This is a genomic window from Bradyrhizobium sp. SZCCT0153 (assembly GCF_018129995.1).
Lineage (GTDB): Bacteria > Pseudomonadota > Alphaproteobacteria > Rhizobiales > Xanthobacteraceae > Bradyrhizobium > Bradyrhizobium japonicum_G.
In genome coordinates this window covers 173640-191813 of sequence record NZ_JAFCKS010000006.1, presented here as the reverse complement: position 1 = coordinate 191813, position 18174 = coordinate 173640, and the positions used below count along the sequence as shown (strand labels likewise).

Sequence of the window (18174 nt, the reverse complement as noted above, 5' to 3'; positions counted from 1 at the left end):
CCGCGGCCGGAACCATGATCAAACGTCTGCTCGAAGAGCCGCTGCTGCATTTCCTGGCGCTGGCGGTCGCTGTCTTCGCCGCTTACGGCCTCCTCAATCGCTTTGATGCGGGCAAGCCTGACGAGATCATCATCACGGAGTCCCGGGTCGAGCGCCTTGCCACTCAGTTTACAGCGATCTGGCAGCGGCCGCCGGCAAGCGTCGAACTGAAGAATTTGATCGACGACTACGTCAAGGAGGAGATTTTCGTGCGCGAGGCGCTTGCGCTGGGTCTCGACCGGGACGACACGATCATTCGTCGTCGCCTCCGTCTCAAGATGGAGTTTCTGAACAGCGCCGAGACTGCGACCCTGTCGCCAACCGATGCCGAGCTCGAAATCTATCTGAAGGACCATGCCGGCAAGTTCGAAATCGATCCCGCGTATGCCTTCGTGCAGGTGCTGTTGAGTCCGGACCGGCATGGCGACAGGCTCGATCGGGACGCAGCGTCGGCCCTTCAGATCCTGCGCACCAAATCATCGATCGATCCGGGTGAATTCGGGGACGCTACGCTGCTGCCGCAGACGCTGGAGCTCACCAGCAAGGCCTCGATCAGCCAGACATTCGGACCGGCTTTCGCCGAGGCTATCGACAGGATCGCGCCCGGGCAGTGGACCGGCCCGGTCGAGTCGGACTTCGGATTGCATCTGATCCGGGTCACGGAGCATCAACCGGGACGCATGCCCGCGCTAGCCGAAGTTCGCGCCGCCGTCGAGCGCGAATGGGGCAATGACAAACGAAAGGCGATCGAGGGACAACGCTTCGCCGCACTGCTGACGAGCTACCGGGTCACCATGGAGGAGAAGCCGCAGGCCCGTCCCAGACCGGTGAATGGCCCATGATCCGTCTGGCCAGCATTCTTCTCCTTCTCGCGCAATTGTTCGCCGCAAATCTCGCCGCGGCCGATGAACTCCGGCCGGCCTATCTCGACATCCGCGAAACTGCAGCAGACGAATTCGCGGTGGTGTGGAAGGTGCCGGCGCTCGGCGATTTGCGTCTGGGCATCTATGTTCGCCTGCCCGCGTCTTGCCAACCAAAAGCGGAGCCGGTCAGGACCATTCAGGCGGGGTCCTTCTTCGAACGATCGAGCGTGGTCTGCGCCGGTGGATTGAAGGGTCGCGAGATTTCCGTCGATGGCCTGAGGTCGGGTGTCACAGATGCGCTGGCGCGGATCGAGTACCGCGACGGCACCACGGAAGTCGCGCGGATCACCCCGGACTCCTCGACGATCCTCGTGGCCGGCGCTCAGAGCAGGCTGGAGGTGGCCAAGACCTATCTGTTGCTGGGGATCGACCATATCCTCACCGGCTTCGATCATCTGATGTTCGTGCTTGCGCTGATGCTGCTGATCCGCGACTTCTGGACTCTGGCGAAGACCATCACTGCCTTTACGATCGCGCACAGCGTCACGCTGGCAGGCGCCACACTCGGCTATTTCAACCTGCCGCAAAAACCGGTCGAAGCCGCCATCGCGCTCAGCATCGCCTTCGTGGCAAGCGAACTCATCAAGATAAGGCCAGGCGAACGTCGGCTTTCGCAAGCCCATCCATGGGTGGTGGCGTTCGCCTTCGGATTGCTTCACGGCTTCGGCTTTGCCGGCGCGCTCAAGGAGACCGGATTGCCGCAGCTGGATATCCCGGTGGCTCTGCTGATGTTCAACGTGGGCGTCGAGGCCGGCCAGCTCCTGTTCGTTGCGACGATCCTGCTCGTGGTCAGAGCGGCGACAGCGCTCGTCACTTTTCCGGTCATGCCGGCTCGCCTCACCGCGGCCTATCTGATCGGCACCATATCGATGGTCTGGTTCGTGACGCGGGTCGGTAGTTTCGCGATCTGATCTGGAGATCGCTCGGACCGCTTTCGGCCTTCAATTGGTAGCTCGTGATCAATGTCAATTCCCGCGGCCTGTTACGCTTCGGTGGCCTTTGATCTAACACGACGAATACCATGGCTTGCACGGCCGGACGTTTCAAATCCGACCGCGCGTTCTGCAAGTGGATTGGAACGAACATGAAAGCATCAGGCGCTCTGAGCTGCGGACTCCTGGCATTCCTCCTTATGCTGATTGAGATCGAGCCAGGCGCGAACGTCGGCGCCTATAGCCCTATGAACGTCGGCCGAAAACTTGCGCAACCTCATTTGGGCGACGCCGACAAGGACCAGGGAACACTCGGTCTTCTCCGCGTGGGTGCGCCTAAGTCTGGACAGAGCTAGGAGGTCAACGTGCAGTTTACGCTACAAGGGTTCGGCCCATTCCTGCATTGGCTCACGCTCGGCATCCTCTTTGTGATGCCTGTGGTTCTGGGGCTGCTGATCTTCAGGCTGGGACGCCTTCCCGGCGACATCGCCAGGGCGCGCCACCATCCGCAAGCGGATGCCATCAGCGTTTGCGGCTGGATGGGTATCATTACGCTCGTGTGGTGGCCCATTGCGATGGTGTGGGCGCATCTCGACCTGCCGGTCGCGGCAGCCGAAGGTCCCGGTTCGGCACAAGCTACACCGTCGCAAATGGGCAAGCTGAAGCAGGCTTCGCAGCGGCTCGCGGCGATCGAGGCAAGCTTGCCCAAGGCGCCTGCCGGGCGAGGAGCCTAGCCATGCTCTGGGCAACCGTCAGTTCCGTCTTCGTGATCTACCTCTACCGTACGCTCAACGCGCCTTCCGGGCAGAATGAGGCTGATGTCGTGGCGTCGGCCGACGCGATCGAGGACGAGTTGACAAGGCTTCTCGGCCGGATTGCGGCCATCGAGAACCTCACCGGCAGCAAAGCGCGGGAGACCACGCCATGATGGCTGCCATTTTCGGTCTCTACATGCTGATCATTTGGCTGATCTTCGCCAAGTTCAAATTGATCCGCCTGACCCTCCCCATCGCTATCACCCTGGCTGCGGTCGGCCCTCTCTTTGCCTTCTTCATTCTCGTGTCGATGAACAACTATCACCCGTCATCGACGGACGCGCGGGTGTTCCAGCGCATCGTTCAGATCATTCCGCACATCACGACGCCAGGACGGGTCCAGGAGATCCTCGCGCAGCCGAATACACCAATCAGGAAAGGCGACGTCATTTTCCGGATCGACCCACAGTCCTTTCAGTTCGAGGTCGAACGGCTCCAGGCGGCCCTGGCCGCCGCCCAGCAAAACGTCCCGCAGTTGAAGTCTTCGCTCGACCAGGCGTCCGCGGGGGTCGAAAAGGCCACGGCACAGTTTGACCTCGCGAAGGCCGATTTGCAGCGGCAACAGGACCTGTTCACCAAGCAGGTGGTCGCGCAGGCGGCTCTCGATCGCGCCCAGCGCAACGCCGAAACCGCGGGGCAAGTGGTTGCCGAAGCCAGAGCGGCCGAGGACCGCGCGCGGCTCGCCTATCAATCCAACATCGGCAACGACAACACCGCCGTGGCACAGGTGCGCCAACAGCTGGCGGCGGCAAAGTACAATCTCGATGAGTCGGTCGTTCGCGCGCCGTGCGACGGCCATGCGGTCAATCTGCAGCTTGTGCCGGGTGCGGTCGTCAGTGCCGCCGCTTCCGTACTGCCATTCGTCTGCGACCGCGACGAAAGCAACCTCGGCGTCGTGGTCGCAACCTTCATGCAGGGCCCCTACCTGCAGATCAAGCCCGGAGAGTATGCGGAGGTCGTGTTCCCGATGTACCCCGGCCGCGTGTTTCCCGGCAAGGTGATCACGACCATCGACATGGCCAGCGAAGGACAACTGACCGCAAGCGGTCTGTTTCCGGGCGTCGGCAACCCCGGCAATGCGCGATTTGCCGTTCGCATCCGACTGGACGATGCGGAACAATTGAGATTGCCCGCAGGCACCCAGGGCGACGCCGCAATTTACAGCGGCAACGTGCAGATCGCCGGGATCATTCGAATGGCGCTGATGCGGATGACAAGCTGGACCAACTACCTCTACTTCACGTCGTGAACCGGAGGGCGCCGTCGTGATCAGAAACGGGCTGTACGCGCTAACCGTCGAGTTGCAAGACGGCGTTCAAGGCGGGGGCAATGGTGTCTTGGTGCTGCGCGACGGCACGATCCGCGGCGGCGACTCGTTCTTCTACTTCACCGGCAGCTACGTCTGCAGCGGGCACAAGTGGAAAGGCGAGGTCATCTCCCAAGAGCACACGCAGGGTCTGGCAACACGCCCCTTCGCGCGAAAGGTCGCCACGATCGGCTTTAGCGGAACCTATACAGACCTCGGCGCGGAAAGCGCCAACACCGCGCTGCTCGGCAATCGGAGCATTGCCTTCCGAACCACCCTTCGCCTGCTGCTCGCCGACGGAGAGATGCCGGAGCATGATCGCCGAAGTGACGAGACTCTTCGATACAAAGAGATAGGCACGCCGGTCCGAGTCTGCCGCCAGTAACTCGAGTTTTCGCGATCCGGCGAGACCTACTTGGCAGCCGTGTACCAGATCGGCGACGTCCACGCCCGCTCCTGCACCGTGGCCGCCACGCCATCTAGCAACGGCAGCCTGGCGCGCACGGCATCATAGGTACTCCAGCGCGGTGTCGGAATCTGCAGCACGCGGGCGTAGTACAGCGCGTGCTGGGTAGGCTCGAATTCGTCGTCCACCCAGGTCCCGGTCAGTTGCGAACTGCCGGTTGCATTGCTGTAGGTGGCCGTCTTCAAATCAACCGTATTGGCCACAGGCGGCAGCTTGCCGTCCGGTCCGATCTTGCGGTCGCCCGACCATGCGATATTGACGATTTTCTCCTGCGGCGTGCCATCCGCGCCGATCCAGCCCTTGATGATCTGGATGCGATCGAGACTGGCGTCCTTCGGACCCTTGAGCGCCATCACGTTGAAACGCAACGGGCGCTTCTCGCCGGCGGCAACCGCCGGCAAGGTGGCCCCCATCGGCACGCCGAGCCGGTAGCCGTTCTCGACCGTGGCTTTCGGATTGGCGTCCGGTCCCGGAAGATCGAAGCCGGCGAACATGCGGACCTTGATGCGGACGCCGCTGGTGGCAAAGGTCTCCTTTGCCTTCATCGCGTCCCAGATGGCGCCGCGTGTGTTGCTGGTTGCCCAGACGCCCGTGAGCGCGCCGGGGTTCAGGTCGATGCCGCCGATCCAGCCGCCGACCTCCGCGGTCCGGCGTCGCTCGATGGTACCGTCAGCGGCGCCATGGCTGCCAACCTTGAAATTGCCTTCGTCCGTATCGGCCGGCGTGCCGTTGTGACTGTCCGTTCCGCCGACGATGCCGTATTTGTAGGGATTGGCACCTAGCGATCGCTCATACTCGAGGCCTTTGACAAGCCCGTAGCGGACGAAATTCTCCTTCTTGGCCACGCGCCCGCTGTAGTTCGCCATCGAGTCCGCGTTCTCGAAGTTTGCGAATTCATCGGCAGCCCAGAAATTCCGGTGAACCTCCGAATTGCCCTTCACCTGCATCATCTCGATCAGCGGCTCGAAATGGGCGCGCGTCCGTGCATAGGCGGCATCGATCGGCTTGCCCTGCGGATCGAGCGGGTCGAACATCATGCCCTTGCTGGCGTTCGAATTGTGCGGGACCGCAATCACCGATGCGCCGATTTTTTCAAGGCCGCCCATCCAGGCCCAAAGCGCGTCCTCGCGGTTGATCTCGATGTAGCTCATCGGTATCTCGGGCACGCGGATGTCCCGGAAAAACACGTTGCGGTGCAGATTGCCGCCCTTCGGCGCGGCGCTCCATTCGAACGCCGGTATCGTCGTGAACTTGCCGGGCTGATAGTTGCGCTCGGCGGCCTCGAGCTCGATGACCCACGCGCTCTTCGTCGTCTGCGGGCCCGCGAAGAAGGGTGGGTGCTGCGGCGTATCCGAGCGGTTGCTCTTTACGACATAGTTCAGGAACCAGGTTTCGCGGTCCTCGATCGAGGTCATCGACCGCAGTTCCTTCAGCTTGTCCTGATCATTTCCCGGCGCGCCCGCGACCATGGTCGAATACATCTCGCCGAGATATTCGGCGTGATCGGTCACTGCTGCGAAATCGAGCGGCTCGACGATGCGATGCAGCTGCCCATTGACCGTCATTTTTTCGCCCTGCGCAAAGCGATACGCCCCATCCGGCGTAAGCCGCGCACCGCCGAGATAGGCGTCCAGCGAATAGGCGGTGTGGACGTGCGTTTCGCCGAAATAGGCCTCGCGCTGCGGATTTGACGGCGCCTTGGCTTCCGCGGCCACGATGCGAGCCTGCTCCTTCTGAATCGCGGGACTTGCGGCCATGAGCTTCAAGTCGTCCGCACGTGCCGAGACTGCGAGCAAGGACGCGGCCGCCAGCAAGCCGGCGCCTTGTCCGATTTTGGAGATCTCGCGAGCAATCTTCTTCATGTCGCCCCCCGCATTCGCTCACGGCCACGCCTCGATCTGCCGCAGCGCTTTGAGGATACCACGACAGACGACCGACATTGATGCCGGGCGATCAATTGGAGAATGCATTTTCCGTAGACGGGATCGCGCTGACACGCATCGCCGCAGCCGTTGTCGGGTGGCCTCTCGCCAATCGTCTTTGCCGGCAACCGCGATGATGTGACACCGCGAGATGCGGTATCGATCGTGCATTTCTCGAGCGGATTGCTTGTCCACGAACAATCTGCCCGGGGATTCCATGTTAGCGAGTTCGATCAATGGAATTTTGCGAGTGAAGATCGTCAAGCAGGATCGCGACGAGAAAGTCATTTGCGCCACCAACGCTGTCCTCATGGACACGAGGGAATAAGCCGGTCGCCACCGGTTGCGCCGAGCTTTTGACGTTGAGACGAACAATGAAGCGATACAAGAATATCTCGGGGATCTTTCTTGGCGTCGGACTGCTGGCGGGTGCGATCAATCCGGCCGCGGCTTGGCCGGCGCTCATCAGCGGCGCGACATTGACGCAGGATCTTCCGGATTCAGTTCTGTTGGTCCGCGCGCGGGGTGCGGACGCCAATCGCAACAAGAACGTGAATCGCAACACCAACGTGAACCGGAATACGAACGTCAGTAAGAATGCCAACGTCAACGTCAACAGGAACGCCAACGTCAACAGGAGCGCGAACGTCAACGTCAACGTTCGTCGTCCCGTCCGTGTCTGGGCTCCTCGCCCCTATTACGGAACCGTGGTCGCCGGCGTTGCGCTCGGAACGATGATCGTTGTCTCGGCCGCGGGCGCGGTGCCGCCCGCTCCGTCGCCAACGCTTTGTTGGTACTGGAGCGATCCTGCCATGACGGGCGGATATTGGGATTATTGCCAATAGACGTCCCTCGCAGAGCCGCCGCAAGCCCGGGGCGTTTTCGCGGTGCCGTGATCGCCGGAGGGAAACCTGGATATCTGGATGCTTTATCGGATCTGGCTGCTTGTTTTGTGCCTGCTGGTCAGCGCTGCCGATGCCGCCGGTTCAGCCAGCGCTGGCGATCAGGTGCGCGTCGAAGAGAAGCTGGTACTGCTCTCGACGCCCATTCCCCTCCTCGCCTACGAATTTCGCCCCGTCATCGCGGGCCCCCTCCCGCTAGTCGTTATGAACCACGGCGAGTCGCTGGATGCCACCGAGCGCAGCTTCTTCCCGCTGGTCGAATTCCGCGACGCCGCCTTCTGGTTTGCCCGGCAAGGCAATCTGGTCGTCGTTCCGATCCGGCCCGGCTTCGCGCGCACCGCGATCGATCTTCCCGAACGCGGGCTGTACGGCCTGTATTTCGGTGATGTCGGCATGTGTTCGGCGGTGAATTTCCGCGACCCGGGGATCGCCGTTGCAACCATTAACCAGTGGGTGATCGACCACATGATCGCTCAACACGAAGTGCTGCCGAAAGGCGTCATCGTCGTCGGGCAGTCGGGCGGAGGCTGGGGAGCCATCGCGCTCTCAAGCCTGAAGTCGGCCTCGATCCGGGCCATCGTCACCTTCGCGGCCGGCCGCGGCGGTCATGTTGACGGCAAGCCCAACAACAATTGCGCACCGGACAGGCTCATTGCGGCGGGCGGCGAGTTTGGCCGCACCGCCAACATCCCGATGCTGTCCATCTACGTCCACAACGATTCCTATTTTGGACCCGAATTGTCGAAACAGGTCCTGGACGCCTACCGGGCCGCCGGCGGCGATGCTGAATATCATCTGCTGCCGGATTTTGGCAAAGAGGGCCATTTCTTCTTCCATTCGGCCGATGCCATCCCGATCTGGTCGCCGATCGTCAGCCGCTTCCTGGATCAGCATCCTTAATCGCTCCGCGGAGATGAATCATGGCGCGGACCGCGTCCTCATTGTTGGCTTTGGCGGTTATCGTCCTCGCAGCGGGAGCGGGAGCGGGAGGAAGCGCCAGCGGACAGGAGTCCAATCCGGCAACCAGGGGCGCCGCTTCGAAATCTCCCGAAGCGATGATCGAAGCCCGCGGCGAGCGTCAGCTCAGGCAGCTCAGGTTCTCCGGCTGGCGCAAACTGTGTTTCCAGCCCGCCGAGGCCATGATCTGCCGGACGAGCATCGCCGGCGCGACCGAGGCGGGCCAGGAGATGCTGCGGGTCGATTTGATCGAAGGCGCAGCCGGCACGGGCGGGCGGTTGCAGATCTTCGTGCCTCCGATGTTGTTCCTGGAGGCTGGCGTCAGGGTCATCATTGACAAAGGCAATGCCGTCGACGTCCCCTTTGCCTGGTGCTTCTCCAACACATGCGTCGCGGCGCGCGCCGTGGATGCGGCCTTCATTCGGCGGATGAAGACCGGGCGGGACGTAACTCTGAAAGTCGTCGATTCCCGCATTTCGACCGTCATGACATCGGTGCCGCTCGATCAGTTCGCGTCGGTCAATCAGGGAGCACCGAACCTCATGTTCGGCCGAAGCCTGGAGCCCTCGCCTTCGCGCGGCACGCCCTAGCGCGTCGCCAGCAGCACGGCGGCGAGCGTGAAGATCAGCGCGGCGATCTGGCCTGGCCCCAGCGGCTCGCCAAGCGCGATCGCGGAGGCGACCACGCCGATGACAGGCACGGCCATGGTGCCGATCGCGGCCACCGAGGCCGGCAGGCGCGACAGCGCGGCGAACCAGCTGACATAGGCGATGCAGAACTGCACCACGGTCGAATAGACCAGCAGCCACCAGCCGACCGGCGTCACCTTGTCCAGATGCGAAGTCTCCACCAGCAGGCCGATGATCGAGATCGGCAGGCAGCCGATCCCGATCTGCCAGGCCGCGGCGGTGATCGGCGGCAGACGGATCGGGTATTTCTTCGAGAACACCGTGCCCAGCGCAAAACCGATCGCGCCGAACAGCGCCATGATGATGCCCGGCAGCTTTTCCGCGCTGGCGGCAATGCCGTTGCCGCCCATGATCGAGCCGAGCCCGACAAAGGCCATCACCAGCGCCAGCGTGCGCAGCAAGGTCGGCCGCTCGCCCAGCACCGGCCAGGCGATGATCGAGGCCCAGACCGGCATGGTGTAGGCGATCAGCGCCGCTTCGCTCGCCGGCAGCCAGAGCAGCGCCAGGCCCATCAGCACCATCCAGCCGGTGACGTTGAGCATGGCGGCGGTGAACAGCCGCGGCCAGATCTCGCGCGCGACCTTGAGGCTGTCGCCGCGGACCAAAGCGAGCGCCGCCAGCAGCACCGCGCCGAGCACGCCGGTAACCCCGCGCAGGGTCAGCGGCGGCAACTCGCCGAGCAGGAACTTCGTCACCGGCCAGTTGAAGCCCCAGCCCACCGAGGTGATGGCAAGGAACATCAGGCCGGCCGGGGCGATGCGCGGTCGCGCATCCCGGCGGGTCGAATCGAGCATGTGGGCAGTCCGGCAAAAGGTGGCTCAGCTTGGCCCGGATTCGCTGCTCCCACCACCACCCCGGCGGGCATGCCTGCCCTCACCTTCCGTAGCCCTACGTGAGTCCCCTTTGCGCAACCCCGTTGCCCAAAAATATACCTGCCCTGTGAACAGCGGGATGAAGGGTCCCGAACACTGCGGGAGACAAATTTTTTCGGTTGGGAATCCTTCAGGACTCACCGATACTTGGCTCCACAACAGGCGCGGGCTTGCCCCCTGTTATCCCCCGCAATCCACCATATTTAGTATTTGATTCAGGAACTCGCACTAGTTCTTGACGGGCGCAACGGAGAGTCCTAGCTTTCGGTCCGTTCGGCGCGAGTGAGTTTGCGTCCCGCCGGCACTCCCCCAAAGGGTCCGCAAAACTGCACTCCGCCCCGCCAGACGAAGGCAGCGGAAAGAGGGCTTGTCTGCCCCGCGAAAGCGGATCTTTCGGGCGCCGGAACGGGCTGGAAATAGGCTCGAATGGCAATGGTTGAAGTTGTGATGTTGTGGGGCGTTGAACGTATGTCGGACGCATTGCCTTGGGGGCGGATGGGTCTGGACATGCCGTCGGAGGAAAGGTGCTCGCACCTCGCCGTCGCCGGGAGAACAAGGGCCGGGTCCACCGGCTGAACTGCGAAGCCTTTGAGCCCGAAGTGGCCCTTGAGGATTCGCGAACCGAAATGTCGACCCGGGTGCCTTGCGGAGGCAGTCCGGCTAAAAATAAGGACGGGGCAAGACCATGCGGATTGAGCGGCGCCACACCACTTCGGGACAGTCACCTTATGCCGGGATCGATTTCCGGCTGACCACGTCGGAGATCAGGAATCCCGACGGCTCGGTCGTGTTCAAGCTTGAGAACGTCGAAGTTCCGACCGAATGGTCGCAGGTCGCCTCGGACGTGCTGGCCCAGAAATATTTCCGCAAGGCGGGCGTTGCCGCGCGCCTGAAGAAGGTCGAGGAGGAATCCGTCCCCTCCTTCCTGTGGCGCTCGGTGCCCGACACCGAGGCCCTCGCTGCTCTCCCCGAGAAGGAGCGCTATGTCAGCGAGCTCAGCGCCAAGCAGGTGTTCGACCGCCTCGCCGGCTGCTGGACCTATTGGGGCTGGAAGGGCGGTTACTTCACCTCCGACGAGGACGCCCAGACCTTCTACGACGAGCTGCGCTACATGCTGACCATGCAGATGGTCGCGCCGAACTCGCCGCAATGGTTCAACACCGGCCTGCACTGGGCCTATGGCATCGACGGCCCCGGCCAGGGCCATTTTTACGTCGACCCCTTCAGCGGCAAGCTGACCAAGTCCAAATCGGCCTACGAGCACCCGCAGCCGCACGCCTGCTTCATCCAGGGCGTCGGTGACGACCTCGTCAACGAGGGCGGCATCATGGACCTCTGGGTCCGCGAGGCCCGCCTGTTCAAGTACGGCTCCGGCACCGGCTCCAACTTCTCGCGCCTGCGCGGCGAAGGCGAAAAGCTCTCCGGCGGCGGCCGCTCGTCCGGCCTGATGAGCTTCCTCAAGATCGGCGACCGCGCCGCCGGCGCGATCAAGAGCGGCGGCACCACCCGCCGCGCCGCCAAGATGGTCGTCGTCGACGTCGATCACCCCGACATCGAGACCTATATCGACTGGAAGGTGAAGGAGGAGCAGAAGGTCGCCGCTCTCGTCACCGGCTCCAAGATCAACCAGAAGCACCTCAAGGCGGTGCTGAAGGCCTGCGTCAATTGCGAGGGCTCGGGCGACGATTGCTTCGACCCCGAGAAGAACCCGGCGCTCCGCCGCGAGATCAAGCTCGCGCGCCGCAGCCTCGTGCCCGACAATTACATCAAGCGCGTCATCCAGTTCGCCAAGCAGGGCTACAAGGACATCCAGTTCGACGTCTACGACACCGACTGGGATTCGGAAGCCTATCTCACCGTCTCGGGGCAGAACTCCAACAACTCGGTCTCGCTGCGGGACGACTTCCTGCGCGCGGTGGAAACCGACGGCGACTGGAATCTCGTCGGACGCACCACCAAGAAGATCACCAAGACGCTGAAGGCGCGCGACCTCTGGGAAAAAATCGGCTACGCCGCCTGGGCGTCGGCCGATCCGGGCCTGCACTTCAACACCACCATGAACGACTGGCACACCTGCAAGGCGTCCGGCGACATCCGCGCATCCAATCCGTGCTCGGAATACATGTTCCTGGACGACACGGCGTGCAACCTCGCCTCCGCCAATCTGCTGACGTTCTACGACACCACCACCAAGCACTTCGACGTCGACGGCTACGAGCATCTCTGCCGGCTCTGGACCATCGTGCTCGAAATCTCCGTGATGATGGCGCAGTTCCCGTCCAAGGCGATCGCCGAGCTCTCCTACGAGTTCCGCACCCTCGGCCTCGGCTATGCCAATATCGGCGGCCTGCTGATGACCATGGGCCTGCCCTATGACAGCAAGGAAGGCCGTGCGATCGCCGGCGCTCTGACCGCGATCATGACCGGCATCACCTACAAGACCTCGGCGGAGATGGCGTCCGAGCTCGGCACCTTCCCCGGCTACAAGAAGAACGCCGCGCACATGCTGCGCGTGATCCGCAACCACCGCCGCGCCGCCCATGGCCAGTCCAACGGCTACGAAGCGCTCTCGGTCAACCCGGTGCCGATGGACCTCGTCTCCTGCCCGCAGGTCGACCTGGTCGCGCATGCGCAGGCGGCCTGGGATGCGGCGCTCGAGCTCGGCGAGAAGCACGGCTATCGCAACGCCCAGACCACGGTGATCGCGCCGACCGGCACGATCGGCCTCGTCATGGATTGCGACACCACCGGCATCGAGCCAGACTTCGCGCTGGTGAAGTTCAAGAAGCTCGCCGGCGGCGGCTACTTCAAGATCATCAACCGCGCGGTGCCCGCGGCGCTGCGCGCGCTCGGCTATCGCGAGAGCGATATCGCCGAGATCGAGGCCTACGCCGTCGGCCACGGCTCGCTCTCCAACGCGCCCGGCATCAACGCCTCGACGCTGAAGGCCAAGGGCTTCACGGATGAGGCCATCGCCAAGGTCGAGAAGGCCCTGCCGACCGCCTTCGACATCAAGTTCGCCTTCAACAAGTGGACCTTTGGCGAGGATTTCATCCGCGACCAGTTGGGCATTGGTGCCGAAGCCATTGCCGCACCGGGCTTCGACCTCCTCCAGGCCGTCGGATTTACAAAACGCGAGATCGAGGCGGCCAACGTCCACATCTGCGGCGCGATGACGGTGGAAGGTGCCCCGCACCTGAAGGCCGAGCATTATCCGGTGTTCGACTGCGCCAACCCCTGCGGCAAGATCGGCAAGCGCTACCTGTCGGTCGAGAGCCACATCCGCATGATGTCGGCGGCGCAGCCCTTCATCTCGGGCGCGATCTCCAAGACCATCAACATGCCGAACGACGCCACGGTGGAGGACTGCAAGTCCGCCTACATGCTGTCGTGGAAACTCGCCTTGAAGGCCAACGCGCTCTATCGCGACGGCTCGAAGCTCAGCCAGCCGCTCAACTCGCAGCTCATCTCCGACGATGAGGAGGACGACGATGCGGTCGAGGCCTTCCACGACAAGCCGATGGCGGCGCGCACCGCGCAGGTGGCCGAGAAGGTCGTCGAGAAGCTGGTCGAGCGCATCATCGTGATGCGCGAGCGCGAGAAGATGCCGGACCGCCGCAAGGGCTACACCCAGAAGGCGGTCGTCGGCGGGCACAAGGTCTACTTGCGCACCGGCGAGTATGACGATGGCCGTCTCGGCGAGATCTTCATCGACATGCACAAGGAAGGCGCGGCACTGCGCTCCTTCATCAACAACTTCGCCATCGCGGTGTCGCTGGGCCTGCAATACGGCGTGCCGCTCGACGAATATGTCGATGCCTTCACCTTCACCCGCTTCGAGCCGGCGGGTCCCGTGCAGGGCAACGACAGCATCAAGTACGCGACCTCGATCCTCGACTACGTCTTCCGCGAGCTGGCGGTGAGCTACATGTCGCGCTTCGATCTCGCCCATGTCGATCCGACCGAGTCGAACTTCGACGCGCTCGGCAAGGGCGTCGAGGAAGGCAAGGAGCCGGGCGATGGCCACCACGCCAACAAGCTTGTGTCGCGCGGCCTCACCCGCTCCCGCACCGACAACCTCGTCGTGATGCGCGGCGGCTCGGCCGCGGTCGTCTCGGGCAACGACAGCGCCCCGACCGGCGGCTCCAAGGTCACCGCCCTCGCCTCGCACGGCGCAGGCCGTGCCGGCGACGTCCTGGAAGGCGCGGTCGCGCTGAAGCAGGAAGTGGCCCACGACCTCTCGCCCACCGAGAAGCTCGAAGCCCTGCAGTGGAGCAAGTCCGGCACCGCGCAGACCCTGGTGCCCTCAAAGGCCGAGCGCCGCGCGGAAGCGAAAGCAAAAGGCTACGAAGGCGAGATGTGCAGCGAGTGCGGCAACTTCACGCTGGTGCGGAATGGGACCTGCATGAAGTGCGATACTTGCGGAAGCACGACGGGGTGTTCGTGAGGGGGTAGCGAACGAGGCTATCTAGGGCCTGGGCTTGGAGCCCGGCCCCACGAAAAATAAGGGGGTGGCGTTCGCCATCCCCTTTTTGCTTCTTTGATAAAAACTAGGCTTGTGACAACTTTCGCGTGCAATCGATTAGCGAGCGAAAGTCAAACTGGACCAACAATGTTCAAATCCATTCGATTTCGCAATTTCAAGTCCTTGAGGGACTATAATGGGCAGCTTCAGGAAAAGTTTGGTCTTTCGATCACGTCAAACCAAGTTATCAAACATTTGGAGCAAAGCGACGTAGGCGACTTAGTCGATGTTCTTCGTGATCTAAATGAATTTGCAAGGACAATGCCTGCGCCGGTAACGGGCCTTACATAAGAGATTACCGTGCCAGTGCACTTAACCGCCCACCGCAATCGCGGTGACCGTTGCGCCTCGGACAGTCGGCCACCAAGCCCGGCTCAACCGGTTACTCGGTGGCCGCTGCGCCAAGACAGGCTACGAGACCAGCTAGTAGCAAGGAGGATAAGGTTCGTAGCCGCAACGGCGATAGCCTCCGTAGGCTCCGTAAGCCCCGTAAGCAGCAGCACCAACTGCAGCTGCTCCGACGCCCACGGCAACTCCGCGGCGCACGGCTGCACCACGATAGACGCCACCGCGATAGACACCGCCGTGATGAACACCAACCCGACCAACCCCAACGGCGCCTCTTCGATACGCGAAGGCGTCAGTCGAAACAGTCACGATGCAGGCTATGCCAATGACAGCGGATGCGGTAAGTGAAACGATGGTTCGGCGCGACATGGCCACTCTCCTTCCTGGACTGGAACGGTTCGTCAGCGTAATTCGCCGATGAGCGGGTATGTTGATTTAGAACAATGCGGGCCGTTGCGATCCGGCCGCCGGGTTCACGACGGGACAGTGAAGCTGTCACGCTTACCTGCATCGGCATCAGCGGAACAACACCGATTTCGGCCATGGACCTGACGTACGCGACGCATGTCGGTTCGGCAACGCCCAATTGCGAGTTCAGTGCCGGGCTACGATCCGCCCCGCCCCCCCGAGCCCGCCATAATTTCTCCTTCGCACGCGCGTTGTGTTGGACAGTGGCGGGACCTATGCTTCCAGCGATCGGACTGCCGAACTCCCATTGACGCCAGACTGGTTGGAGAGCGCATCGGTGCCTGACGCGGACGACCCCAAACCTGACAACCAAAAGCCTGATAGCCAGAAGCCTGATAGCCAGAAGCCTGACGCGCCCAAGCCGGACGCGGTGCGCGCCGATGGCGGGCTGGCGCGGGCCTATGACCAGATCAAGAGCGCAGAGCAGGACCTGGCGCGGCTGGACCGGCTGGTTTCCGGAATGGAACGCGGCAGCGAAGGCCCGCGGATCTCGCAACCAAGCGCCGGTGCGGAGGCAGCCAGGACTCTTGAGGACAAGACTCCTGAGAACAAGACTCCTGAGCACAAGACTTCCGAGGACAAGACTCCCAAGGCGCCGGCGCCGGACAGCAAAATTCGCGATCAAGGCCTGAAGCAAGGTCGGCCCATGCTGCGCGCTGTGGTTGGCCTCGTACTGGTGATCGGCGTCCTCGGTGCCGCCTTCGCTTCGCAATATCGCGATGACGCCAGGTCTATGGGCAAGTCGATCATGGCGCGATGGGCTCCGCCGGCCGCCAGCGAGCCCCCGCAAGCGTCCGCGGTTGACACTCCGGCGCAGCCGCCGGCACTGCAACTGGCTGCTGTGGATCAGCCTGGTCCGGTGCCCGCGCCGCCGCCCAGCAAGGAGCCGACGCTCAGCAAGGAAACGGAAAGCGCTCCAAGACCTGACACTCCAAGACCTGACACTCCAAGAACTGGCGCCACAGCGCCCGACCCATCATCGTCTGATCTCGCGCAAGCGCTCAAGACCATCACGAGCGAGCTTGCGAGCATCAACGGAAAGCTCGAGCAACTGAAAAGCCGCAGCGAGCAGACGCTGCGCGAGCAGGCCGACACCATTCAGCAGCTCAAGACGGCGCAGGAGAAGGCTGCGGCGGACAATGCGCGCCTCGCCGCGCAGGTCCAGGCGCTGCAAACGCAACCGACGGCTTCGTCCGCATCTTCATCCGCGAAACCCGTCGTGCGGAGCGTGGTGAACAACGATAATGCTGCGCCTACACGGCCGCACGTGCAAGCGGCCGCACCCCGGCGGCCCAGGCCGCCGCCGCGAGGACCCTGGATGCCCCCGCCCTATATGGGCGCCCCCTACGGCGATCCGTATTGGTAGGCCCGCAGGGCGGATGAGCCGACGGCGCAGAGCGCCGTCCTCGATCGGCTTCCCCGCATCCGCGTTCAAGGCCACAAGTCTCCGTGCCATGCACAAGACCCTGCCGCCGAAATTGCCTTTGCCGTCGCGCCCATCCCTCCTAAACTCCAGACACCACCGGCATGGGTTCCGACGGGCCCGGTAGAAGCGGAGTCGAGTTATGCCCACACCGGAGAGCTTCCCGATCGAGAAGATTTTCGTTCCCACGAAAATGAAGAAGGCCATCAAGCCCGAGATCGTCGGGGAGATCGCGGAAAGCATTCTGGACATCGGACAACAGGCCCCCATTGTCGTTCGGCCCGACGGAGACCGCCTCGTTCTGGTTGAGGGGCTGCATCGGCTCGAAGCCTGCAAGGCGCTCGGCGAGACAACCGTTATCGGTGTCATCGTCCCGGCGGAGCTTGCTCAACACAGGCCGCTGCTGTCCGAAAGTCCCGAAGTCGACGCAGAGCGCATCAAGATGGCGCGATTGAAAAAGCTGCGCCTCGAGAAGGAAGCCGCAGAGGCATCGACGGCTGCCTTGAAGGGCGCTGGCGCAACGGAAGCACCGCGCACCCGTCCGACGAAAGGCGTCCGTGATAATCCGAAGGCATCCCCAGGCCGGACTGCGAAATCGACACCGAAAACATTGTCGGACTGGATCACGCAGCAAAAGGGCAGCGGCGGCCGCTATTGATGGCCGGCTCCAGATCTTGAGATCACAGCGTCTTGAGATCACAGCTCGAATTGCGGTGACAGTGCTGCGCAAGCGCAATGCCAGGAAAACGCAGCCACTTCGTCCCTCGCTTTCGCAACCTCCGAAGAGGCGCTCGGCGGATGCGCAAGGCGTTCGCCCACGCACCGCGGATCGTCCGGATCGCGCTCAGCGTGGCAGTCTTGCTTGCGGCCCTCGCCCTCCTCAACATCGCCTATCAAATCATCCGCAAACCAACCGAACTCTTCGCCCTCGTCGGCAACACCCTCGACAAGGAGGCCGCCGAGACCTGGCGGCAATACGGTCCGCTCTTCCGCACCTATTCCACCGCGACGATCACGCCCGAATTGCTGGCAGCCCTTGCGCAGGTCGAGAGTTCAGGCAATCCGGTGGCGCGCACCTACTGGCGCTGGCGATGGAGTTTCAATCCGCTCGCGATCTACCGGCCCGCCTCCAGCGCCGTCGGCCTCTTCCAGATGACCGATCCGGCCTTCTCGGAGGCTGCGCGGTTCTGTGTCCACGGCAATGCGGTCACGGACACCGGCTGCGGTTCTGCCTTCCTCTACACCCGCGCGATCCCGAGCCACGCCATCGAGCTGGCCTCGGTGTATCTGGACCGCAATGTCGCGCTGGTTCTTTCCCTCGCGGGCGATGGGAAGCCAAGCGCGCAGCAGAAGCAGGATCTGGCCGCCTTCATCCATCTCTGCGGCGCAGGTCCCGCCACGGCCTATGCGCGCCGCAAGTTTCAGATGCTGCCCGGCGAGCGCTGCGGCGATCATCTCGTCGCGGGCTATGTCGCCAGGGTCAACGCGATGAAGCGGCAGTTTTTGCGGCTTGCGGCGGATGACGATAATTAGCGCACGGTCCGCAGGATGGGGAGAGCACTTGCGAAACCCATCATTCCACGGCGG

At 63.0% G+C, this 18174-nt stretch carries 15 protein-coding genes; 13 read left to right on the top strand and 2 right to left on the bottom strand.

The features are described 5' to 3' along the window. Positions 1 to 14: 14 nt before the first annotated feature. The 6 genes from JQ572_RS25440 to JQ572_RS25415 all read left to right on the top strand — a co-directional run bounded on the left by JQ572_RS25440 (position 15) and on the right by JQ572_RS25415 (position 4400). Positions 15 to 881 (top strand): peptidyl-prolyl cis-trans isomerase, encoded by an 867-nt coding sequence (locus JQ572_RS25440; RefSeq protein ID WP_211385566.1) that lies wholly within the window; start codon positions 15 to 17, stop codon positions 879 to 881. Then, positions 878 to 1873: a HupE/UreJ family protein gene (locus tag JQ572_RS25435; RefSeq protein ID WP_211385565.1), complete on the top strand. Its 996-nt coding sequence runs from the start codon at positions 878 to 880 to the stop codon at positions 1871 to 1873. Before JQ572_RS25440 ends, JQ572_RS25435 begins: the two co-directional genes overlap by 4 nt. Positions 1874 to 2259: 386 nt before the next feature. Next, positions 2260 to 2628, top strand: coding sequence for a DUF3302 domain-containing protein (locus JQ572_RS25430; RefSeq protein ID WP_211385564.1), 369 nt, complete (start codon positions 2260 to 2262; stop codon positions 2626 to 2628). Positions 2629 to 2630: 2 nt separating this feature from the next. Beyond that, positions 2631 to 2822, top strand: a complete 192-nt coding sequence (locus tag JQ572_RS25425; protein ID WP_211385563.1) for a hypothetical protein — start codon at positions 2631 to 2633, stop codon at positions 2820 to 2822. Continuing rightward, the gene (locus JQ572_RS25420) at positions 2819 to 3958 is read left to right on the top strand and encodes an HlyD family secretion protein (RefSeq protein WP_211385562.1); all 1140 of its coding nucleotides are present in this window, start codon (positions 2819 to 2821) and stop codon (positions 3956 to 3958) included. Before JQ572_RS25425 ends, JQ572_RS25420 begins: the two co-directional genes overlap by 4 nt. A 16-nt stretch (positions 3959 to 3974) precedes the next feature. Further along, positions 3975 to 4400, top strand: coding sequence for a hypothetical protein (locus tag JQ572_RS25415; RefSeq protein ID WP_211385561.1), 426 nt, complete (start codon positions 3975 to 3977; stop codon positions 4398 to 4400). A 26-nt stretch (positions 4401 to 4426) separates the two neighbouring features. Here the strand turns inward: JQ572_RS25415 and JQ572_RS25410 are convergent, their stop codons facing one another. Beyond that, a complete protein-coding gene (locus JQ572_RS25410; protein ID WP_211385560.1) occupies positions 4427 to 6343 on the bottom strand; it encodes a DUF3604 domain-containing protein in 1917 nt (638 codons plus the stop codon). A 434-nt stretch (positions 6344 to 6777) separates the two neighbouring features. Between JQ572_RS25410 and JQ572_RS25405 the strand changes: the two genes are divergently transcribed. The 3 genes from JQ572_RS25405 to JQ572_RS25395 all read left to right on the top strand — a co-directional run bounded on the left by JQ572_RS25405 (position 6778) and on the right by JQ572_RS25395 (position 8852). Next, the gene (locus JQ572_RS25405; RefSeq protein WP_211385559.1) at positions 6778 to 7248 is read left to right on the top strand and encodes a hypothetical protein; all 471 of its coding nucleotides are present in this window, start codon (positions 6778 to 6780) and stop codon (positions 7246 to 7248) included. 78 nt (positions 7249 to 7326) lie between these two features. Next, a complete protein-coding gene (locus JQ572_RS25400; RefSeq protein WP_211385558.1) occupies positions 7327 to 8205 on the top strand; it encodes a dienelactone hydrolase family protein in 879 nt (292 codons plus the stop codon). 20 nt (positions 8206 to 8225) lie between these two features. After that, positions 8226 to 8852, top strand: coding sequence for an invasion associated locus B family protein (locus JQ572_RS25395; protein ID WP_211385557.1), 627 nt, complete (start codon positions 8226 to 8228; stop codon positions 8850 to 8852). Here JQ572_RS25395 and JQ572_RS25390 read toward each other — a convergent pair. After that, positions 8849 to 9745, bottom strand: a complete 897-nt coding sequence (locus JQ572_RS25390) for a DMT family transporter (protein WP_211385556.1) — start codon at positions 9743 to 9745, stop codon at positions 8849 to 8851. The two genes, JQ572_RS25395 and JQ572_RS25390, sit on opposite strands and share 4 nt — an antisense overlap. 763 nt (positions 9746 to 10508) lie before the next feature. Between JQ572_RS25390 and JQ572_RS25385 the strand changes: the two genes are divergently transcribed. The 4 genes from JQ572_RS25385 (at position 10509) to JQ572_RS25370 (ending at position 18120) form a co-directional block, all read left to right on the top strand. Then, on the top strand, positions 10509 to 14270 hold the full coding sequence (locus JQ572_RS25385) for a vitamin B12-dependent ribonucleotide reductase (protein WP_211385555.1): 3762 nt from the start codon (positions 10509 to 10511) through the stop codon (positions 14268 to 14270). Between the two features lie 1171 nt (positions 14271 to 15441). Next, the gene (locus JQ572_RS25380) at positions 15442 to 16530 is read left to right on the top strand and encodes a hypothetical protein (RefSeq protein ID WP_349643108.1); all 1089 of its coding nucleotides are present in this window, start codon (positions 15442 to 15444) and stop codon (positions 16528 to 16530) included. Between the two features lie 199 nt (positions 16531 to 16729). Next, on the top strand, positions 16730 to 17245 hold the full coding sequence (locus JQ572_RS25375) for a ParB N-terminal domain-containing protein (protein WP_211385554.1): 516 nt from the start codon (positions 16730 to 16732) through the stop codon (positions 17243 to 17245). Between the two features lie 140 nt (positions 17246 to 17385). Then, positions 17386 to 18120, top strand: coding sequence for a transglycosylase SLT domain-containing protein (locus tag JQ572_RS25370; RefSeq protein ID WP_372703277.1), 735 nt, complete (start codon positions 17386 to 17388; stop codon positions 18118 to 18120). Positions 18121 to 18174 lie beyond the last annotated feature (54 nt).

Coding starts and splice junctions, on each gene's coding strand:
- JQ572_RS25440 (WP_211385566.1), top strand. CDS start 15: ATGATCAAACGTCTGCTCGAAGAGCCGCTGCTGCATTTCCTGGCGCTG.
- JQ572_RS25435 (WP_211385565.1), top strand. CDS start 878: ATGATCCGTCTGGCCAGCATTCTTCTCCTTCTCGCGCAATTGTTCGCC.
- JQ572_RS25425 (WP_211385563.1), top strand. CDS start 2,631: ATGCTCTGGGCAACCGTCAGTTCCGTCTTCGTGATCTACCTCTACCGT.
- JQ572_RS25420 (WP_211385562.1), top strand. CDS start 2,819: ATGATGGCTGCCATTTTCGGTCTCTACATGCTGATCATTTGGCTGATC.
- JQ572_RS25410 (WP_211385560.1), bottom strand. CDS start 6,343: ATGAAGAAGATTGCTCGCGAGATCTCCAAAATCGGACAAGGCGCCGGC.
- JQ572_RS25405 (WP_211385559.1), top strand. CDS start 6,778: ATGAAGCGATACAAGAATATCTCGGGGATCTTTCTTGGCGTCGGACTG.
- JQ572_RS25400 (WP_211385558.1), top strand. CDS start 7,327: ATGCTTTATCGGATCTGGCTGCTTGTTTTGTGCCTGCTGGTCAGCGCT.
- JQ572_RS25395 (WP_211385557.1), top strand. CDS start 8,226: ATGGCGCGGACCGCGTCCTCATTGTTGGCTTTGGCGGTTATCGTCCTC.
- JQ572_RS25390 (WP_211385556.1), bottom strand. CDS start 9,745: ATGCTCGATTCGACCCGCCGGGATGCGCGACCGCGCATCGCCCCGGCC.
- JQ572_RS25385 (WP_211385555.1), top strand. CDS start 10,509: ATGCGGATTGAGCGGCGCCACACCACTTCGGGACAGTCACCTTATGCC.
- JQ572_RS25375 (WP_211385554.1), top strand. CDS start 16,730: ATGCCCACACCGGAGAGCTTCCCGATCGAGAAGATTTTCGTTCCCACG.
- JQ572_RS25370 (WP_372703277.1), top strand. CDS start 17,386: ATGCGCAAGGCGTTCGCCCACGCACCGCGGATCGTCCGGATCGCGCTC.